Annotated in this window: 16 protein-coding genes and 1 pseudogene; 11 read left to right on the forward strand and 6 right to left on the reverse strand. The window is 63.2% G+C overall.

Annotated features, from left to right (window positions below; genetic code table 11):
* Positions 1-101: 101 nt before the first annotated feature.
* A complete protein-coding gene (locus ACLEJW_RS06815) occupies positions 102-1,691 on the forward strand; it encodes an ABC transporter substrate-binding protein (protein ID WP_145184316.1) in 1,590 nt (529 codons plus the stop codon).
* Positions 1,692-1,752: 61 nt separating this feature from the next.
* On the opposite strand, the gene radC is transcribed toward ACLEJW_RS06815, so the two are convergent.
* A complete protein-coding gene (gene radC / locus ACLEJW_RS06820; RefSeq protein WP_313295123.1) occupies positions 1,753-2,433 on the reverse strand; it encodes a RadC family protein in 681 nt (226 codons plus the stop codon).
* 129 nt (positions 2,434-2,562) lie between these two features.
* On the opposite strand from radC, the gene coaBC reads away from it, so the two are divergent.
* The 4 genes and pseudogenes from coaBC (at position 2,563) to argB (ending at position 6,683) form a co-directional block, all read left to right on the forward strand.
* Positions 2,563-3,774 carry a bifunctional phosphopantothenoylcysteine decarboxylase/phosphopantothenate--cysteine ligase CoaBC gene (gene coaBC, locus ACLEJW_RS06825; protein WP_145184321.1) on the forward strand — a complete coding sequence of 404 codons (1,212 nt, stop codon included), beginning with the start codon at positions 2,563-2,565 and terminating at the stop codon, positions 3,772-3,774.
* A 5-nt stretch (positions 3,775-3,779) separates the two neighbouring features.
* Complete coding sequence (gene dut, locus ACLEJW_RS06830; protein WP_145184324.1) at positions 3,780-4,235, forward strand: dUTP diphosphatase; 456 nt, start codon at positions 3,780-3,782, stop codon at positions 4,233-4,235.
* Between the two features lie 135 nt (positions 4,236-4,370).
* Positions 4,371-5,744 (forward strand): annotated as a pseudogene (locus tag ACLEJW_RS06835) (phosphomannomutase/phosphoglucomutase); the annotation flags it as partial.
* Positions 5,745-5,774: 30 nt separating this feature from the next.
* Entirely contained in the window at positions 5,775-6,683 is a 909-nt protein-coding gene (gene argB / locus ACLEJW_RS06840) for an acetylglutamate kinase (protein ID WP_145184330.1), read from the forward strand.
* Between the two features lie 89 nt (positions 6,684-6,772).
* Here the strand turns inward: argB and pyrE are convergent, their stop codons facing one another.
* Positions 6,773-7,414 carry an orotate phosphoribosyltransferase gene (pyrE, locus tag ACLEJW_RS06845; protein ID WP_440777273.1) on the reverse strand — a complete coding sequence of 214 codons (642 nt, stop codon included), beginning with the start codon at positions 7,412-7,414 and terminating at the stop codon, positions 6,773-6,775.
* 80 nt (positions 7,415-7,494) lie between these two features.
* Here pyrE and ACLEJW_RS06850 point away from each other — a divergent pair, with 80 nt between their 5' ends.
* The gene (locus ACLEJW_RS06850; RefSeq protein WP_012312131.1) at positions 7,495-8,274 is read left to right on the forward strand and encodes an exodeoxyribonuclease III; all 780 of its coding nucleotides are present in this window, start codon (positions 7,495-7,497) and stop codon (positions 8,272-8,274) included.
* A 37-nt stretch (positions 8,275-8,311) separates the two neighbouring features.
* On the opposite strand, the gene rph is transcribed toward ACLEJW_RS06850, so the two are convergent.
* Entirely contained in the window at positions 8,312-9,034 is a 723-nt protein-coding gene (gene rph, locus ACLEJW_RS06855) for a ribonuclease PH (RefSeq protein WP_145184333.1), read from the reverse strand.
* 205 nt (positions 9,035-9,239) lie between these two features.
* On the opposite strand from rph, the gene ACLEJW_RS06860 reads away from it, so the two are divergent.
* Both ACLEJW_RS06860 and gmk read left to right on the forward strand, forming a co-directional pair.
* The gene (locus ACLEJW_RS06860; protein ID WP_313295122.1) at positions 9,240-10,103 is read left to right on the forward strand and encodes a YicC/YloC family endoribonuclease; all 864 of its coding nucleotides are present in this window, start codon (positions 9,240-9,242) and stop codon (positions 10,101-10,103) included.
* 13 nt (positions 10,104-10,116) lie between these two features.
* Positions 10,117-10,737 (forward strand): guanylate kinase, encoded by a 621-nt coding sequence (gene gmk / locus ACLEJW_RS06865; RefSeq protein WP_440777274.1) that lies wholly within the window; start codon positions 10,117-10,119, stop codon positions 10,735-10,737.
* Between the two features lie 89 nt (positions 10,738-10,826).
* Here gmk and ACLEJW_RS06870 read toward each other — a convergent pair whose 3' ends face one another.
* The 3 genes from ACLEJW_RS06870 to ACLEJW_RS06880 all read right to left on the reverse strand — a co-directional run bounded on the left by ACLEJW_RS06870 (position 10,827) and on the right by ACLEJW_RS06880 (position 14,624).
* The gene (locus ACLEJW_RS06870) at positions 10,827-12,365 is read right to left on the reverse strand and encodes an APC family permease (RefSeq protein WP_440777275.1); all 1,539 of its coding nucleotides are present in this window, start codon (positions 12,363-12,365) and stop codon (positions 10,827-10,829) included.
* A gap of 116 nt (positions 12,366-12,481) precedes the next feature.
* On the reverse strand, positions 12,482-13,237 hold the full coding sequence (locus ACLEJW_RS06875) for a gamma-glutamyl-gamma-aminobutyrate hydrolase family protein (RefSeq protein WP_145184345.1): 756 nt from the start codon (positions 13,235-13,237) through the stop codon (positions 12,482-12,484).
* 4 nt (positions 13,238-13,241) lie between these two features.
* On the reverse strand, positions 13,242-14,624 hold the full coding sequence (locus tag ACLEJW_RS06880) for a glutamine synthetase family protein (RefSeq protein ID WP_440777276.1): 1,383 nt from the start codon (positions 14,622-14,624) through the stop codon (positions 13,242-13,244).
* Positions 14,625-14,827: 203 nt separating this feature from the next.
* Here ACLEJW_RS06880 and ACLEJW_RS06885 point away from each other — a divergent pair, with 203 nt between their 5' ends.
* The 3 genes from ACLEJW_RS06885 (at position 14,828) to spoT (ending at position 18,297) form a co-directional block, all read left to right on the forward strand.
* Positions 14,828-15,700: a LysR family transcriptional regulator gene (locus ACLEJW_RS06885; protein WP_145184351.1), complete on the forward strand. Its 873-nt coding sequence runs from the start codon at positions 14,828-14,830 to the stop codon at positions 15,698-15,700.
* Between the two features lie 168 nt (positions 15,701-15,868).
* The gene (gene rpoZ, locus ACLEJW_RS06890; RefSeq protein WP_016394025.1) at positions 15,869-16,132 is read left to right on the forward strand and encodes a DNA-directed RNA polymerase subunit omega; all 264 of its coding nucleotides are present in this window, start codon (positions 15,869-15,871) and stop codon (positions 16,130-16,132) included.
* Positions 16,133-16,191: 59 nt separating this feature from the next.
* Positions 16,192-18,297 (forward strand): bifunctional GTP diphosphokinase/guanosine-3',5'-bis pyrophosphate 3'-pyrophosphohydrolase, encoded by a 2,106-nt coding sequence (gene spoT / locus ACLEJW_RS06895; protein ID WP_145184354.1) that lies wholly within the window; start codon positions 16,192-16,194, stop codon positions 18,295-18,297.
* Position 18,298 lies beyond the last annotated feature (1 nt).

Raw genomic sequence — 18,298 nt, forward strand, 5'->3', positions numbered from 1 at the left:
GGTCGCGAAAAAGAGGGTGGTCATTTGCCGCGACGCGCACTAGGGTAGGACGTTTCCAGACTGCACCGGCAGATGGGCCACTGACCAGCCAAGGAGCCACGATGCGTGCTGCCGCCCTTTCCTTATTGTTCACCTCCCTGCTCGCCGCTGGCATTGCCCAGGCCGCACCCTTGAGTGTCTGCAGCGAGGCCAGCCCTGAAGGCTTCGATGTGGTCCAGTACAATTCGCTGACCACCACCAATGCCTCGGCCGATGTGCTGATGAACCGCTTGGTGGAATTCGACGCGACTCAAGGCAAGGTCGTGCCGAGCCTGGCGCAGAGCTGGAGCGTCTCGGCCGATGGCCTGGTCTATGACTTCAAGCTACGCGAAGGCGTGAAGTTTCATTCCACAGCGTACTTCAAACCCACCCGTGAGCTGAACGCCGATGACGTGCTGTTCAGCTTCCAGCGCATGCTCTACCCGGCGCATGCCTGGCACAAGACCGCACCGGGCGGATACCCGCATGCGCAGTCGTTGCAACTGGGCAGCCTGATCAAGGCTATCGACGCGCCCGATGCAGGCAGCGTCCGCTTCACTCTGACCCATGCCGACGCCACCTTCCTGGCGACCCTGAGCATGGGCTTCGCGTCGATCTACTCGGCCGAATATGCCGACAAGCTGCTCAAGCAGGGCACGCCCGAGAAGCTCAACAGCCAGCCCATCGGCACCGGCCCGTTCGTGTTCCAGCGCTTTCAGAAAGACGCCGTGGTGCGTTACCGCGCCAACCCTGACTATTTCGGCGGCAAGCCGGCGGTCGATCCGCTGATCTTCGCGATCACCACCGATGCCAACGTGCGCCTGCAGAAGCTCAAGCGCAACGAATGCCAGGTGGCCCTGTCGCCCAAGCCGCTGGACATCGCCGACGCCAGCCAGGATGCAACGCTCAAGGTCGCGACCACCCCAGCATTCATGACCGCTTTCGTCGCCATCAACAGCCAGCATCCACCGCTGGACAAGCCCGAGGTGCGCCAGGCGATCAACCTGGCATTCGACAAGCAGGCTTACCTCAAGGCGGTCTTCGAAGGCACCGCCACGCCCGCCAATGGCCCCTACCCGCCCAACACCTGGAGCTATGCCAAGGACTTGCCCGGCTACCCGCTGGATGTCGAGAAGGCCAAGGCGCTGCTGGCCAAGGCTGGCTTGGCCGAAGGCTTCAGCACCACGATCTGGACACGTCCCTCGGGCAGCCTGCTCAACCCCAACCCCAGCCTCGGGGCGCAGATGCTGCAGGCCGACCTTGCCAAGATCGGCATCAAGGCCGAAATCCGCGTGATCGAATGGGGCGAACTGATCCGCCGCGCCAAGGCGGGCGAGCACGATCTGCTGTTCATGGGCTGGGCGGGCGACAACGGCGACCCGGACAACTTCCTCACGCCGCAGTTTTCCTGCGCAGCCGTGCAGTCGGGGACCAACTTCGCGCGGTTCTGCGACAACCGCCTGGACCAGCTGATCAGCGCCGGGCGCACCACCACGGACCAGAGCGTACGCAGTCGGTTGTACCAACAGGCGCAGACCTTGATACAGCAGCAGGCACTGTGGGTGCCACTGGCGCATCCGACGGCAGCGGCGCTGCTGCGAGAAGGCGTCGAGGGCTACCAGGCCAGCCCGTTCGGGCGCTTGGATTTGAGCAAGGTGTCGGTGACCAAATGAAATTGGCAGGCCGTGCAGCCGCGTCGGATCACCCGACCGCCCGCACGACCGGCCCTCGCGCTCAAGCCACGATCCAGCCCTGCTCGACCATCGACAACGGCTCGCCCTCGCCAACGATGATGTGATCGAGCACCCGCACATCGATCAACGCCAACCCGCGCTTGAGCGACAGCGTCAGGTGCACGTCCTCCTGGCTTGGCTCGCTGTGCCCCGAGGGGTGGTTGTGACACAGGATCAGCGCCGCCGCATTGTGCAACAGCGCCCGCCGAACCACCTCGCGCGGGTAGACGCAGGCCTTGTCGATGGTGCCGCGAAAGAGGATCTCGAACGCCAGTGGCCGATGCTTGGTATCCAGAAACAGGCAGCCGAACACCTCACTGGCTTCGTGGCGCAGCATGGCCTTGAGGTAACTGCGCACGGTGGCGGGGCTGTCCATGACCGACTCGCGGGCAATGCTGGTGGCCAAGTGTCTGCGACCAATCTCCAGCAATGCCTGCAATTGCCCGTAGCGCACCGGGCCTAGCCCCAGCTCACCGAGAAAGGCATCACGGTCGGCCTCGAGCAATTGGCGCAGGCTGCCGAACCTGGCCAGCAGCCCGCGCGCCAGCTCGACCACATTGCGCCCGCGGACCCCGGAGCCAAGAAACACCGCCAACAGCTCGGCATCGGAAAGACTCCCGGCCCCCTGGCGCAACAGCTTCTCCCTTGGCCGGTCCTGCGCCGGCCATTCCCTGATGTTCATTGCTTGCTCCCTGCCCTTGCTGCGGCCCGTTTCGGCCCTGTGTTAATCTATTTCGCCTCGTACATGCGACGTTCTGCCGCAGGCATCTGCAGACGTCGCCGCCCGCTCTCACTGGAAAAAGGCAAGCCTATGCAGCGGCTGTATCGCAAGCGCATCGTTCTCGGCGTCGGAGGCGGCATCGCCGCCTACAAAAGCGCCGAGCTGATCCGCCGACTCCTCGAGCACGGCGCGCAGGTGCGCGTCGTCATGACCCGGGGTGGTGCCGAATTCATCACCCCGCTGACCCTGCAGGCGCTGTCCGGCCACCCGGTGCACATGGATCTGCTCGACCCTGCCGCCGAAGCGGCCATGGGCCACATCGAACTGGCCAAGTGGGCTGACCTGGTGCTGATCGCCCCCGCTACCGCCGACCTCATGGCGCGCCTGGCCCAAGGCATGGCCGACGACCTGCTGACCACGTTGGTACTGGCCACCGACGCCAGCGTTGCCGTGGCCCCGGCCATGAACCAGGCCATGTGGCGCGACCCGGCGACGCAAGCCAACCTCGACCTGCTCAAGAGCCGTGGCATCCAGGTGTTCGGCCCCGCCTCGGGCAGCCAGGCCTGTGGCGACGTGGGCCTGGGCCGCATGCTCGAAGCCACCGACCTGGCCTGGTGCGCTGCCGAGAGCTTCAAGCGTCAGGCCTTGACCGGCAAGCACGTGTTGATCACCGCCGGCCCGACCCAGGAAAACATCGACCCGGTGCGCTACATCACCAATCATAGCTCCGGAAAGATGGGCTTCGCCCTGGCCGAGGCCGCTGCCGAGGCAGGGGCTCGGGTGACCCTCGTAACCGGCCCGGTGCACCTGCCAACCCCTGACCGCGTACAGCGAATCGACGTGGTCAGCGCGCGGGACATGCTCGCGGCCTGTGAAGCAGCCATGCCATGCGACCTGTTCATTGCCTCGGCGGCGGTCGCAGACTACCGCCCCGAAGTCGTCGCCCCGCAAAAACTCAAGAAAGATCCTACGACCGGTGACGGCATGCTGCTGCAGATGGTGCGTAATCCCGATATCCTTGCGACCATCGCTGGCCGTAGCGACCGCCCGTTCAGCGTTGGCTTTGCCGCCGAAACCGAACATTTGCTCGATTACGCCACGCGCAAGCTCAAGGACAAGAACCTCGACCTGATCGTCGCCAATGACGTGGCCAACCCCAGCATTGGCTTCAACAGCGAGGAAAATGCCCTGACCGTGATCGACCGCCAGCAGCACCAGACCCTCTTCGCGCAGACCAGCAAGGGCAAGATCGCCCGTCAGCTGGTCGGCTTCATCGCCGAACGACTCAACCAGGTTCAATAAGCTCCATGCACGCTCTTCAAGCCAAGATTCTCGACCCCCGCCTGGGCAGCGAATTCCCGCTGCCGCAATACGCCACCCCTGGCTCCGCCGGCCTCGACCTGCGCGCCCTGCTGCAACAAGACACGGTGCTCGAGCCAGGCCAGACCTTGCTGATCCCGACCGGCCTTTCGATCTACATCGGCGACCCAGGCCTGGCAGCGATGATCCTGCCGCGCTCCGGCCTGGGTCACAAGCACGGCATCGTGCTCGGCAATCTGGTCGGGTTGATCGATTCCGACTACCAGGGCGAGCTGATGGTGTCGTGCTGGAACCGTGGCGACACGCCGTTCACCATCGCCGTGGGCGAGCGCATCGCACAACTTGTCTTGGTGCCTGTGGTACAAGCGCACTTCGACATCGTCGAACGCTTCGACGAAAGCCAGCGCGGCGCCGGCGGCTTCGGCCATTCCGGGAGCCACTGAGCCGAGACACGACGGTCAGGGCCACGGATGGCGAACTCTCTGGCGATTCCACCGTCCAAGCGATCAGTTTTTGCCTGCCCAGCAAGCCTTTGACTACTGGAGTTTCCCGAGATGAACGAGATGGCCCACCCGGTTCCTGCATTGCCTGAGAGCATCTTCCGCGCCTATGACATCCGCGGCGTGGTCGGCAAGACCCTGCACGGCGAAACCGCCTACTGGATTGGCCGCGCCATCGGCGCGCAGACCATCGCCGAGGGTGAACCGAAGATTTCCGTTGGCCGCGATGGTCGTCTGTCGGGCCCGATGCTGGTCGAGCAATTGATCCAGGGCCTGGTCGATGCCGGTTGCCAGGTCAGCGATGTCGGTCTGGTGCCGACTCCAGCGCTGTATTTCGCCGCCAACGTGCTGGCAGGCAAGTCCGGGGTGATGCTCACCGGCAGCCATAACCCATCGGACTACAACGGCTTCAAGATCGTCATCGCTGGCGATACCCTGGCCAATGAACAGATCCAGGCCCTGCTCACCCGCCTGAAGACCAACGACGTACCGCGCGGCCAAGGCAGCGTAGAGAAGGTCGAAATCCTCGAGCGTTACTTCCGGCAGATCGTCGATGACGTGAAGCTGGCGAAAAAACTCAAGGTCGTGGTGGATTGCGGCAACGGCGCTGCCGGCGTGATCGCGCCGCAACTGATCGAGGCCCTGGGCTGCGAGGTCATCCCGCTGTTCTGCGAAGTGGATGGCAACTTCCCCAACCACCACCCCGATCCCGGCAAGCCGGAAAACCTCGAGGACCTGATCGCCAAGGTCAAGCAAACCGGTGCCGACATTGGCCTGGCCTTCGACGGCGACGGCGATCGCGTAGGCGTGGTGACCAACAGCGGCAACATCGTCTACCCGGACCGCCTGCTGATGCTGTTCGCCCAGGATGTGCTGGAGCGCAACCCAGGCGCTGAAATCATCTTCGACGTCAAATGCACCCGCCGCCTGACGCCGCTGATCGAGCAGCACGGCGGCCGCGCGCTGATGTGGAAGACCGGTCACTCGTTGATCAAGAAGAAGATGAAGCAGACCGGCTCGCTGCTGGCTGGCGAAATGAGCGGCCACATCTTCATCAAGGAACGCTGGTACGGCTTCGACGATGGTATCTACAGCGCCGCGCGGCTGCTGGAGATCCTCAGCAAGGCCGCACAGAACGCCGAAGACCTGTTCGCCGCCTTCCCGAACGACATTTCCACGCCGGAAATCAACATTGATGTGACCGACGAGGGTAAATTCAGCATCATTGATGCACTGCAACGCGACGCCGACTGGGGCGATGCCAACCTGACCACCATCGACGGTGTGCGGGTCGACTACGCCAACGGCTGGGGCCTGGTACGCGCTTCCAACACCACGCCGGTGCTGGTGCTGCGTTTCGAAGCTGAAAACGACGCCGAATTGCAACGTATCATGGATGTTTTCCGTGCCCAGTTGCTGCGGGTTGCCCCTGAGCTGCAACTGCCGTTCTGACCGATTATCTGTTCCATACAGGAGCCCTGCATGACCCTCGATCGCGATGCCGCTTCCCATGTAGCCGAGGTTTTGTCCGAAGCACTGCCGTACATTCGCCGCTTTGTCGGCAAGACCCTGGTGATCAAGTACGGCGGCAACGCGATGGAGAGCGAGGAGCTCAAGACAGGCTTTGCCCGTGACATCGTGCTGATGAAGGCCGTGGGCATCAACCCGGTGGTGGTACACGGCGGCGGCCCGCAGATCGGCGATCTGCTCAAGCGCTTGTCGATCGAGAGCCATTTCATCGACGGCATGCGCGTGACCGACGCGGCGACCATGGACGTGGTGGAGATGGTCCTGGGCGGACAGGTCAACAAGGACATCGTCAACCTGATCAACCGCCATGGCGGCAGCGCCATCGGCCTGACCGGCAAGGACGCCGAGCTGATCCGCGCGAAGAAGCTCACCGTCAGCCGCCAGACCCCGGAAATGACCCAGCCGGAAATCATCGACATCGGCCATGTGGGCGAAGTGGTCAGCGTCAACACCGAGCTGCTGAACATGCTGGTCAAGGGCGACTTCATCCCAGTGATCGCGCCGATTGGCGTGGGTGTCGATGGCGAGTCCTACAACATCAACGCCGACCTGGTGGCCGGCAAGGTCGCCGAGGCGCTGCAGGCTGAGAAGCTGATGCTGCTGACCAACATCGCCGGGTTGATGGACAAGCAAGGCCAGGTCCTGACCGGCCTGACCACCGAGCAGGTCAACGAGCTGATCGCCGACGGCACTATCTACGGCGGCATGCTGCCGAAGATCAAGTGCGCGCTGGAAGCGGTGCAAGGTGGCGTCAACAGCTCGCACATCATCGACGGCCGTGTGCCGAATGCGGTGCTGCTGGAGATCTTCACCGACAGCGGCGTGGGCACCCTGATCACCAATCATCAGCGTCACGTCTGAACGGTAGCGGCCCTTGCGAAAGGGCCGGCACCGGGCAAACAAAAAGGCGACCTTCATCGAAGGTCGCCTTTTTCATTGCCCGGTCAGGATCAGATCCCGTACTGCGCCCGGTAGGCCTCCACAGCCGGCAGGTGCTGCTTGAGCTGCGGGTCGTCGGCCAGGAATTCCAGCACTTGGGTCAGCGACACGATGCTGACCACCGGAATGCCGAAGTCGCGCTCCACCTCCTGGATCGCCGACAGCTCGCCGTTGCCGCGCTCTTCACGGTTCAGCGCGATCAGCACGCCAGCGGCCTTGGCCTGCTGGGCATTGATGATCTGCATGACTTCGCGGATGGCAGTGCCGGCGGTGATCACGTCGTCGATGATCAACACCTCACCGGCCAGGGGCGCACCGACCAGGCTGCCACCTTCGCCATGATCCTTGGCTTCTTTGCGGTTGAAGCACCATGGCACATCGAGCTGATGCTGATCGGCCAGGGCCACGGCAGTGGCAGCGGCCAGGGGAATGCCCTTGTACGCCGGGCCGAACAGCACATCGAACGGAATCTTGCTGTCGACGATCGCTGCTGCGTAGCAGCGACCCAGCTGGGCCAGGGCGGAGCCGGTATTGAACAGGCCGGCATTGAAGAAATACGGGCTTGTGCGCCCGGATTTCAGGGTGAATTCACCGAAACGCAGTACCCCGCGATCGATGGCAAAACGGATGAAGTCGCGCTGATACGGCTGCATGAAAAGTCCCGGACACCACGGATTTAGCTAAATGGGTTGAGCTCGGGTATCATACACGCACGAGATTTTTGGGGCCATTTATGCGGATCATCAGTGTGAACGTTAATGGCATTCAGGCTGCAGCCGAGCGTGGATTGCTCAGCTGGTTACAAGCCCAGAATGCCGACGTCATCTGCCTTCAGGATACCCGCGCCTCGGCCTTTGAACTCGACGACCCAGCTTTCCAGCTCGATGGCTATTTCCTTTATGCCTGCGACGCAGAAGTACCCGCCCAAGGTGGCGTGGCACTCTACTCGCGCATGCAGCCCAAGGCAGTCATCACCGGCCTGGGCTTCGAGACAGCCGACCGCTACGGGCGTTATCTGCAAGCAGATTTCGACAAAGTGAGTATTGCCAGCCTGCTCCTGCCTTCGGGCATGAACGGCGACGATGACTTGAATCAGAAATTCAAGTTGATGGACGACTTCGCCAAGTACCTGGACAAACAGCGCCGCAAGCGCCGTGAGTACATTTACTGCGGCTCGTTCTACGTGGCGCAGCAGAAGCTCGACATCAAGAACTGGCGTGACAGCCAGCAGTCGCCTGGCTTCCTGCCGCCTGAGCGGGCATGGATGGACGCGATCACCGGCGACATGGGCTATGTCGATGCGCTGCGCGAAGTCAGCCGTGAAGGCGACCAGTACAGCTGGTGGCCCGACAACGAGCAGGCCGAGATGCTCAACCTGGGCTATCGCTTCGACTACCAGATCCTCACGCCGGGCCTGCGCCGCTTCGTGCGCAATGCCCGCCTGCCGCGTCAACCGCGCTTCTCCCAGCATGCGCCGTTGATCGTCGACTATGACTGGACGTTGACCATCTAAAGCACCGGGGCCGCTTGGCGGCCCCGGTTGCTATCGCTCAGTCGACCAGCGCGGCATTCTGCAGCTCGAAGATTTCAGTCATGCCCTTCTGCGCCAGCGCCAGCATGGCGTTGAAGTCCTCAGGCTGGAACGGCGCGCCTTCGGCCGTGCCCTGCACTTCGATGAAACCACCGGCACTGGTCATGACCACGTTCAGGTCGGTTTCGGCAGCCGAGTCTTCCAGGTAATCCAGGTCGAGCACTGCTTCGCCCTGATACATGCCCACCGACACCGCCGCGATCATGTGCTTGAGCGGGTTACCAGCCTTCAGGCCGCCGCGCTTCTTGATCACTGCCAGGGCGTCGCACAGCGCGACCATGGCACCGGTGATCGACGCGGTACGGGTGCCGCCGTCGGCCTGGATCACATCGCAGTCGATGTACAGGGTGATGTCGCCAAGCTTGCTCATATCCAACGCAGCACGCAGGGAACGGCCGATCAGGCGCTGGATTTCCAGGGTGCGGCCACCTTGCTTGCCACGGCTGGCCTCTCGCTGGTTACGCTCGCCGGTCGCGCGCGGCAGCATGCCGTACTCGGCGGTCAGCCAGCCTTGGCCCTGGCCTTTGAGGAAGCGCGGCACGCCATTTTCGACACTGACCGTGCAGATGACCTTGGTGTCACCGAACTCGACCAGTACCGACCCTTCGGCGTGCTTGGTGTAGTTGCGGGTGATGCGGATCGAGCGGAGCTGATCGGCGGCGCGACCACTTGGACGTTTCATCTGGGATACCTGTACTGGGACTTGAATCTGCCGGCCATTATAGAGGCCGGTGCCCTGGAGCGACATGCCTATCGTCGCGGTGTGGGCAACCGGTCGGCTTTTCTCCCTCTGCCAGGAGCGGCTCTATAACATAGGCTGATTGGGCGCCGAGCACGCACTGCGCTACAATCGCGCGCCTTCAATCCATTTACGCGAGGTACTTTCCATGGTGCACAGCATGACCGCTTTTGCGCGTGTCGAACGTGCAGGCAGCCAAGGCACCCTGGTCTGGGAACTGCGCTCGGTCAACCATCGCTACCTCGAGCCGCACCTGCGCCTGCCGGACGCCCTGCGGGACCTCGAAGGCGCCGTGCGTGAAGGCCTGCGCCAGGGCCTGTCGCGCGGCAAGGTCGAATGCACCCTGCGCCTGCACGAAGACAGCGACGGCAAGCCGCTCAAGGTCGACCGCGAGCGCGCCGCGCAACTGGTCGCCGCGGCCGAAGAAGTCGCCGGCCTGATCAAGCAGCCGGCCGCGCTCAATCCGCTCGAGGTGCTGTCCTGGCCAGGCGTGCTGGTGGCCGATGCCGCCGACCCGCAGGCGCTCAATGCCGAAGCGGTGGCGCTGTTCGAAGACGCGCTGGCCGAACTCAAGGCGGGGCGTCTGCGCGAAGGCCAGGAGCTGGCCCGGCTGATCAACGAGCGCCTGGACAGCATGGCCAATGAAGTCAGCACCCTGCGCGCGCTGGTGCCGCAGATGCTAGCCGCCCAACGGCAGAAGATCATCGACCGCTTCGGCGACCTCAAGGCCGAGCTCGACCCGCAGCGTCTTGAGCAGGAAATGGTATTGCTGGCGCAGAAAAGCGACGTTGCCGAGGAGCTCGATCGCCTCAGCACCCACGTTACCGAAGTGCGCCGTGTGCTCAAGTCCGGCGGCGCAGCCGGTCGGCGCCTGGACTTCCTCATGCAGGAACTCAACCGCGAAGCCAACACACTCGGCTCCAAGGCCTTCGACCCGCGCAGCACGCAAGCGGCGGTCAACTTGAAGGTGCTGATCGAGCAGATGCGTGAACAAGTACAGAATATCGAGTAAGGCCATCCCGACCATGAAGCAAACCAGCGGCACCCTCTACATCGTTTCGGCCCCCTCGGGCGCCGGCAAGACCAGCCTGGTCACCGCCCTGATCGAGGCCGACCCGCGGGTCAGCGTCTCGGTCTCGCACACGACCCGCGCCATGCGCCCGGGCGAGCAGCATGGGGTGAACTACCACTTCGTCAGCCATGATGCCTTCGAGGAGCTGATCGCCCAGGGTGATTTCCTTGAGCATGCCGAAGTGTTCGGCAACTTCTACGGCACCTCGCGCAGCGCCCTGCAGCACGTGCTCGATCAAGGCAATGACCTGATCCTGGAAATCGACTGGCAAGGCGCCCAGCAGGTGCGCGCGTTGATGCCCGAGGCGCTGTCGGTGTTCATTCTGCCGCCGAGCCAGCAGGCCCTGCGCGCACGCCTGGATGGTCGCGGCCAGGACAGCGAGGAAATCATCGCCGGGCGCATGCGCGAAGCGGTCACCGAGATGGTGCACTACGACGAGTACGACTACGTGATCATCAACGATGACTTTGCCCTAGCGCTGGAAGAGTTGAAGTCGGTGTTCGTGGCCAACCGGCTGCTGCTGAAAAAACAACAGCAACGCCACAGTCAGTTGCTCGAAGAGCTGCTCGCCTGAAAGACCGCTCCTACACAAGATTGCATCAGCCCAGCTGACGCAAATGCCTCCAGGAGCGGTCGCGAAAGGGGCGCAAAGCGCCCCCAGTGTCATTCCTGCAGGGGCAAAGCAGCCTGCTGGCGCAAGGTAGCCCCCAGGAAGTAAGCCGGCGCGCGCATGCGCGACAGCACCATCAGCACGATCCCCAGCGCCGAAATGATCGCCGCGATCACGAACACCAAGCCCAAGCCGGCCACATGCGAGCCGCTGCCGAAGTCCGGCGAGGCGCTGTCGATGGCCGTGCGCACGAAAATCACCGAAAGAATTACCCCGCCCACCAACGGGCAAAGCCCGCGCATGAAGAAATGCCGCAGGCTGGTGAACAGGCTGTCGCGGAAATACCACACGCAGGCGAAGGCAGTGAGCGAGTAGTAGAAGCAGATCATCATGCCCAGTGCAGTGATGGTATCGGCTAGCACGTTCTCGCTCAGGGTGCGCATGGTCACATAGAACAACCCTGCTGCCACGCCGGCGCAAATGGTCGCATAGCGGGGGGTCTGCGAGCGTGGGCAGACTTTGGCGAATTTCGGCGGTACCGCGCCGTAGTACCCCATGGCCAGCAAGGTGCGCGCCGGCGACACGAAGGTCGACTGCAGCGAGGCTGCGGTGCTGGCCAGCACCGCGATCGACATCAGGATCGCCAGCGGTCCCATCACCGGCCCGGCCAGGTGAGCGAATACGTTTTCCTGGATGCGCGGGTTGTTCAAGCCAAAGCCCTGCTCGCTGATGCCGGCAAACTGCAGCGTGGCGATCGCGGTGACCAGGTACAGGCCAAGGATCAGCAACACGGTCCAGGTCGCGGCCTTGCCGGGCACCTCGTCACTGCCGACCGACTCTTCGCTGACCGTCAGGCACACGTCCCAACCCCAGAAAATGAAAATCGACAGGGAAAGCCCGGCAGCGAATGCCGAAAATGACTCGACGCCAAACGGATTGAACCAGGTGAAGTCGAATTCCAGCGGCGGCGGCGCGGTGCTGCCACCAAAGGCGGCGAAGGCAAAACCGAGCAGTACCACCAACTGCAGGGCCACCAGACCGTACTGCACGGTCATGGTCGTGGCCATGCCACGGCAGCAGATCCACACTGCCATGGCAATGAACACACAACAGGTGATGATGTTGACCAGCAAGTTATCGGCCAGGCTCGCCAGTTCGCCGTGCCCGGTGATCTGGCTGAGGAACAGATAGAAGAAATCCACCGCCACGCCGGCAAGGTTGGACAGCACGATGGTGGTGGCAACGACCAGCCCCCAGCCACCAATCCAGCCAATCATCGGGCCAAAAGCCCGCGCAGACCAGGTGAATGACGTGCCGCTGTCGGGCTCGGCGGAGTTGAGCTCGCGGTACCCGAGGGCCACCAGCAACATCGGCAGAAAGCCAACGATGAATACCGCCGGCAGGTGCGCACCGACCTCGCGTACGGTCGGCCCAAGGGCGCCGGTCAGGGTGTAGACCGGGGCAATGGTGGAGATGCCCAGCACTACGCTTGCCAGCAACCCGAGCCGCCCTTTGGCCAAGCCCTTGCTATTGTGCGTGCTGCCCGAATCGGCCGCATCGGGTGGGCGGCCAGCTTCTGTGTAATTGCTCATGAGTTTTTGCCGTAACTATTGGAATTGTTTTCACAGGCGCTGTTCCCAAGACCTGTTTCCACTCATTGAAAGCGCGCTGGCAGGGGCGTCATCCCGGACTCTTGCCCGACGTGTGGTCAGGCCTCCCGCGCAGCATGGGCGATGCAGGCCTCGCGAAACGCCTGGAACAGGCGCCGCGAGACCGGGTTTTCGGTGAATCGCCATTCCGGGTGCCACTGCACCCCGAGCACGAAGCCCGGCGCAGCAGGCATCGACACCGCCTCGATCAGGCCATCCGGGGCTCGTGCCTCCACCCGCAGGCCGCTGGCCAGGCGATCGATGCCCTGGCTGTGCAGCGAGTTGACGTCGAATTGTGCAGGCAGCCCCAGGCGCTCGAACACGCCGCCAGGCGCAACGCTGACAGGGTGACGAGGGCCGTATTGCTCTTCAAGTGCAGCGTCTTCCGGCTCACGGTGATCGAGGTAGCCCGGCAGCGCCTGCACCCGCTGGTGCAAGCTGCCACCCAGGGCCACGTTGAGTTCCTGAAAGCCCCGGCAGATGCACAGCACCGGCACGCCAGCAGCGACGGCTGCCTGCAACAACGGCAAGGTCAGACGGTCACGCGCCAGGTCGTGCCGAGTGCCCGGGGCGCTAGGAGCGCCATTGTAATGCTGCGGCTCGACATTTGAAGGCGAGCCGGTGAAAACAATACCGTCGAGGCGGGCCAGCAGCGCCTGCGGGTCGCTGCCGCCATCGCGCGCAGGCAGGATCAGGGGCAGCCCGGCGAATGCGGCTGCCTCGACATACTTGTCGCCTACTGTGTGCGACGCGTTCTTGCCCACCTGCTGACGGCAGGCGCTGACACCGATCAAAGGGACCGCAGTTGCGCTCATGGGCTTACACCGTGTGCAGGTACCAGTTGTACTCGAGGTCGGAAATCGACACTTCGAACTCGGCCAGCTCGCTTTCCTTGCAGGCCACGAAGATATCGATGTAGTCCGGGCTGATGTACTGATTGAGGATTTCGCTGTCGTCCAGTGCGCGCAGGGCATCACGCAAGTTGTTGGGCAGGCTCTGCTCCAGCTGCTCGTAGGCGTTGCCTTCGATCGGGGCTGCCGGCTCGATCTGGCGGGTGAGGCCATGGTGGATCCCGGCGAGGACCGCCGCCAGCATCAGGTAGGGGTTGGCGTCGGCGCCCGCTACCCGGTGCTCGATGCGTACGTTATCGCTGCTGTCGGTCGGTACGCGTACGGCGACGGTGCGGTTGTCCAGACCCCAGCTTGGCGCATTCGGCACGTAGAACTGGGCACCGAAGCGGCGGTAGGAATTGATGTTCGGGCACAGGAAGGCCATCGAAGCCGGCATGGTCTGCAAGACGCCGCCGATGGCATGGCGCAGGGCGTCGCTCTGCAAGGGGTCATCGCTGGCGAAGATGTTCTTGCCGGTCTGCTTGTCGAGCAGCGAGATATGCACGTGCAGGCCGTTACCCGCCTGGCCCGGGTAGGGCTTGGCCATGAACGTGGTGTCCATCTCGTGATCGTAGGCGACGTTCTTGATCAGGCGCTTGAGCAGAATCGCGTAATCGCACGCCTTCAGCGGATCGGCCACGTGGTGCAGGTTGACCTCGAACTGCGCCGGGGCGCTTTCCTTGACGATGGCGTCGGCGGGCAAGCCCTGCTCCTTGGCCGCTTCGAGCATGTCTTGCAGGCAGTCGGCGTACTCGTCGAGGTCGTCGATCAAGTACACCTGCGTCGATTGCGGGCGCTTGCCGGAAATCGGCGAGCGTGGCGGTTGCGGGCGGCCGTTGAGGTTGTCCTGATCGATCAGGTAGAACTCCAGCTCGAACGCGGCGCAGATGCTCAGGCCCATGGCGTCGAACTTGCTCACCACCTGGCGCAGCACTTCGCGCGGGTCGGCGAAGAACGGCGCGCCGTCGAGCTCATGCATGGTCATCAGCAACTGGGCCGTCGGGCGCTTCTGCCACGGCTCGTCGCACAGGGTTCCGGCAATCGGGTAGCAGATGCGGTCGGCGTCCCCGATATCCAGTCCCAGGCCGGTACTCTCGACCGTCGAGCCGTTGATGTCCAGGGCGAACAGCGATGCCGGCAGGTTGATGCCCTTCTCGTACACCTTGTGCAGGCTGGCGCGTTCGATGCGCTTGCCACGTACCACGCCGTTCATGTCGGAAATCAGCAGATCGACGTACTGAGTATCCGGATGGGCCTGAAGAAAGTCGTTCATCTCGCTGGAAGTACTGGCGCACGGGGTGACCGACGTCATGGCTTACATCCTATGATTTGCTGCGGCGATGTGGAGGGTACGGCTGGCGCCTCACGGCGACGATGGTTTGCAGCTGTTGTTTTTTTAACGTTCCCATCGTGGGGATTGCTCCGACCGGGCGCATTGATTCCCGGGGGCCGTTTCACTATAAAATGGCCCTCACGCAACAGACATTGGCAATTCGGCAAGCAGAGCGTGCACCAATGCAATATCAGATCACTCACGCCGACCTTTCTCTGGTCCTGGCACTGGAACGTGGGCGCTCGCTGGCCAAGGCCGCCGAGCTGCTCAAGGTCGATGTCTCGACCGTATTTCGCTCGATACGGCGGCTGGAATCGGCGCTGGGCACTGCGCTGTTCGTGAAAAGCCGCAAAGGCTACCTGCCGACCGACACAGCCCAGGCCCTGGCCGAGCAGGCAGAGCGTGCCGAGCAGGCGCTGGAGGCAGCGCGCATCGCCATGAGCAGTGGCGAGCAGGTGGTCAGTGGCACGGTGCGGCTGACCTGTACCGAAGCTGTGATGCACAGCCTGCTGCTGCCGGCGCTGGCCGCGTTCATGCCCAATTACCCGGCGCTGTCGCTGGAAATGGGTACATCCAATACCTTCGCCAACCTCAGCCGGCGCGATGCCGACATCGCCCTGCGCCTGACCAACACCCCACCGGAACATCTGGTCGGGCGCTGCCTGGGCTCCACCTCCTATGTGATCTGCGGCCAGCCGCAGTGGCGCGAGCGCCTGGGCCAATCGGCCAGCAGCGTGCCCTGGATCGCGCCGGACGACTCGATGCAAGACCACCCCACCGTGGTCTGGCGCAACCAGCATTACCCAGGTCTGGGCCCGCGCTACCAGTGCAGCAGCATGTCGACCATTGCCCAGCTGGTCAGCACCGGGCTGGGCGTGGCGGCGCTACCGGACTACATGGTGCACGCCTTGCCAGGGGTAGACGCGTTGAGCGGGCCGTTGCCTGGTTGCGATACCCAGCTATGGTTGCTGACCCGCCCCGACTGCCGGGCCTTGCGCTCGGTGCAGACCCTGTTCGAAGAGCTGACGCCGCGATTGCGGGACGCGCTGGTCTGAGGTTATTGTCAGGGCATACGTCGAGGGCGTCTGCCCCGCGCCTTTGGCGGACACGCCAGATGGCCGGACAAAACAGCGCTTCCCTATTGGCTGGTGATTTTTTAAACTATCGAGTCCGCCTGCCCGTATTGGGCTGCACGCCCACCGCATTTGCTACTGAGGAAGACCATGGCCCGCGTAACTGTTGAAGACTGCCTGGAACACGTGGATAACCGTTTTGAGCTGGTCATGCTCTCGACCAAGCGCGCCCGTCAGCTGGCTACCGGCGGCAAAGAGCCACGCGTTGCGTGGGAAAACGACAAACCGACCGTTGTCGCCCTGCGCGAGATCGCCGAAGGTATCGTGACCCCCGAGTTCATCGCTGCTGAAGAGATCGTCACCGAGGATCCGGTCTTCGCCGCATTCGAGGACGAGTCCAACGAGGCTGTCTGATCCATGCCCGGTCGACGTCGCGCGGCACAAGGCCCTCTTCCCCGGCAAGAGGTGAAACCATGCCGGGTATAGAAGCCCTGGCCGAACGGCTGTCGACCTACCTTGGCCCCGAACAGGTCAACCTGGTTCGGCGCGCCTACTTCTACGCCGAACAAGCTCACGACGGGCAACGCCGCCGCAGCGGCGAGCCCTACGTGACGCATCCGCTGGCCGTGGCCAGCATCCTCGCCGACATGCACATGGACCATCAGAGCCTGATGGCCGCCATGTTGCACGACGTCATCGAAGACACCGGCATCGCCAAAGAGGCGCTGTGCCAGCAGTTTGGCGAAACCGTCGCCGAGCTGGTCGATGGGGTCAGCAAGCTGACCCAGATGAACTTCGAGACCAAGGCCGAGGCGCAGGCCGAGAACTTCCAGAAGATGGCCATGGCCATGGCGCGCGACATTCGCGTGATCCTGGTCAAGCTCGCCGACCGCCTGCACAACATGCGCACCCTTGAAGTGCTGTCTGGCGAGAAACGCCGGCGCATCGCCAAGGAAACCCTGGAAATCTACGCGCCCATCGCCAATCGCCTGGGCATGCATACCGTGCGCGTCGAATTCGAGGACCTGGGCTTCAAGGCCATGCACCCGATGCGCTCCTCGCTGATTCATCGCGCGGTGAAGAGTGCGCGTGGCAACCGCAAGGAAATCGTCGCCAAGATCGAACACTCGCTGGCCAACTGCCTGGCCGCCGACGGCATCGAAGGTGAAGTCAGCGGGCGACAGAAACACCTCTATGGCATCTACAAGAAGATGCGCGGCAAACGCCGCGCCTTCACCGAAATCATGGATGTGTATGCGTTCCGCATCATCGTCGACAAGGTCGACACCTGCTACCGCGTGCTCGGCGCCGTGCACAACCTGTACAAGCCACTGCCCGGCCGCTTCAAGGACTACATCGCGATTCCCAAAGCCAACGGCTACCAGTCGTTGCACACCACCTTGTTCGGCATGCACGGCGTGCCCATCGAAATCCAGATACGTACCCGCGAAATGGAAGAGATGGCCAACAACGGCATTGCCGCACATTGGCTGTACAAGTCCAACGAGCACGATCAACCCAACAGCCATGCCCGTGCACGGCAGTGGGTCAAGGGCATCCTCGAGCTGCAGCAGCGCGCCGGCAATTCGCTGGAATTCATCGAGAGCGTGAAGATCGACCTGTTCCCGGACGAGGTCTATGTGTTCACGCCCAAGGGCCGCATCATGGAGCTGCCCAAAGGCTCCACCGCGGTCGATTTCGCCTACGCCGTGCATACCGATGTCGGCAACAGCTGCATCGCCTGCCGCATCAACCGGCGCCTGGCGCCGCTGTCCGAGCCGCTGCAAAGTGGCTCGACCGTCGAAATCGTCAGCGCTCCAGGCGCCCGGCCGAATCCGGCCTGGCTCAACTTCGTGGTCACCGGCAAGGCCCGCACGCACATACGCCACGCCCTCAAGCAGCAGCGCCGTTCTGAATCGATCAGCCTCGGCGAGCGCCTGCTGAACAAGGTGCTGACAGGTTTCGACAGCAGCCTGGAGCGCATTCCGCAGGAGCGAATCCAGGCGATTCTCAGCGAGTACCGCCTGGAACTGACCGAAGACCTGCTCGAGGATATCGGCCTGGGCAACCGCATGGCCTACGTGGTCGCCCGCCGCCTGCTGTCGGCCGAGGGCGAACCGCTGCCGGCACCGGAAGGCCCGCTGGCGATCCGCGGCACCGAGGGCCTGGTGCTGAGCTACGCGAAGTGCTGCACGCCGATCCCCGGCGACCCGATCGTCGGCCATTTGTCGGCTGGCAAAGGCATGGTCGTGCACCTGGAAAACTGCCGCAATATCAGTGAAATTCGTCACAACCCGGAAAAATGCGTTCAGCTTTCCTGGGCCAAGGACATCCCTGGCGAGTTCAATGTCGAGTTGCGTGTCGAGCTCGAACACCAGCGCGGGCTCATCGCGCTGCTGGCCAGCAGCGTGAATGCCGCCGACGGCAACATCGAGAAAATCAGCATGGACGAACGCGACGGCCGTATCAGCGTGGTCCAACTGGTGGTCAGCGTGCACGACCGTGTGCACCTGGCGCGTGTGATCAAGAAGCTGCGTACCTTGACCGGCGTGGTCCGCATCACCCGCATGCGTACGTAGT

The organism is Pseudomonas sp. SMSB3, assembly GCF_052041965.1.
Taxonomy (GTDB): Bacteria; Pseudomonadota; Gammaproteobacteria; order Pseudomonadales; family Pseudomonadaceae; genus Aquipseudomonas.

Bases quoted from the DNA above. Each gene is read 5' to 3' on its own strand.
- ACLEJW_RS06880 (WP_440777276.1), bottom strand. From the start codon at position 14,624: ATGACGTCGGTCACCCCGTGCGCCAGTACTTCCAGCGAGATGAACGAC.
- ACLEJW_RS06885 (WP_145184351.1), top strand. From the start codon at position 14,828: ATGCAATATCAGATCACTCACGCCGACCTTTCTCTGGTCCTGGCACTG.
- rph (WP_145184333.1), bottom strand. From the start codon at position 9,034: ATGAAACGTCCAAGTGGTCGCGCCGCCGATCAGCTCCGCTCGATCCGC.
- gmk (WP_440777274.1), top strand. From the start codon at position 10,117: ATGAAGCAAACCAGCGGCACCCTCTACATCGTTTCGGCCCCCTCGGGC.
- ACLEJW_RS06850 (WP_012312131.1), top strand. From the start codon at position 7,495: ATGCGGATCATCAGTGTGAACGTTAATGGCATTCAGGCTGCAGCCGAG.
- ACLEJW_RS06870 (WP_440777275.1), bottom strand. From the start codon at position 12,365: ATGAGCAATTACACAGAAGCTGGCCGCCCACCCGATGCGGCCGATTCG.
- rpoZ (WP_016394025.1), top strand. From the start codon at position 15,869: ATGGCCCGCGTAACTGTTGAAGACTGCCTGGAACACGTGGATAACCGT.
- pyrE (WP_440777273.1), bottom strand. From the start codon at position 7,414: ATGCAGCCGTATCAGCGCGACTTCATCCGTTTTGCCATCGATCGCGGG.
- ACLEJW_RS06860 (WP_313295122.1), top strand. From the start codon at position 9,240: ATGGTGCACAGCATGACCGCTTTTGCGCGTGTCGAACGTGCAGGCAGC.
- radC (WP_313295123.1), bottom strand. From the start codon at position 2,433: ATGAACATCAGGGAATGGCCGGCGCAGGACCGGCCAAGGGAGAAGCTG.
- spoT (WP_145184354.1), top strand. From the start codon at position 16,192: ATGCCGGGTATAGAAGCCCTGGCCGAACGGCTGTCGACCTACCTTGGC.
- coaBC (WP_145184321.1), top strand. From the start codon at position 2,563: ATGCAGCGGCTGTATCGCAAGCGCATCGTTCTCGGCGTCGGAGGCGGC.
- ACLEJW_RS06875 (WP_145184345.1), bottom strand. From the start codon at position 13,237: ATGAGCGCAACTGCGGTCCCTTTGATCGGTGTCAGCGCCTGCCGTCAG.
- argB (WP_145184330.1), top strand. From the start codon at position 5,775: ATGACCCTCGATCGCGATGCCGCTTCCCATGTAGCCGAGGTTTTGTCC.
- ACLEJW_RS06815 (WP_145184316.1), top strand. From the start codon at position 102: ATGCGTGCTGCCGCCCTTTCCTTATTGTTCACCTCCCTGCTCGCCGCT.
- dut (WP_145184324.1), top strand. From the start codon at position 3,780: ATGCACGCTCTTCAAGCCAAGATTCTCGACCCCCGCCTGGGCAGCGAA.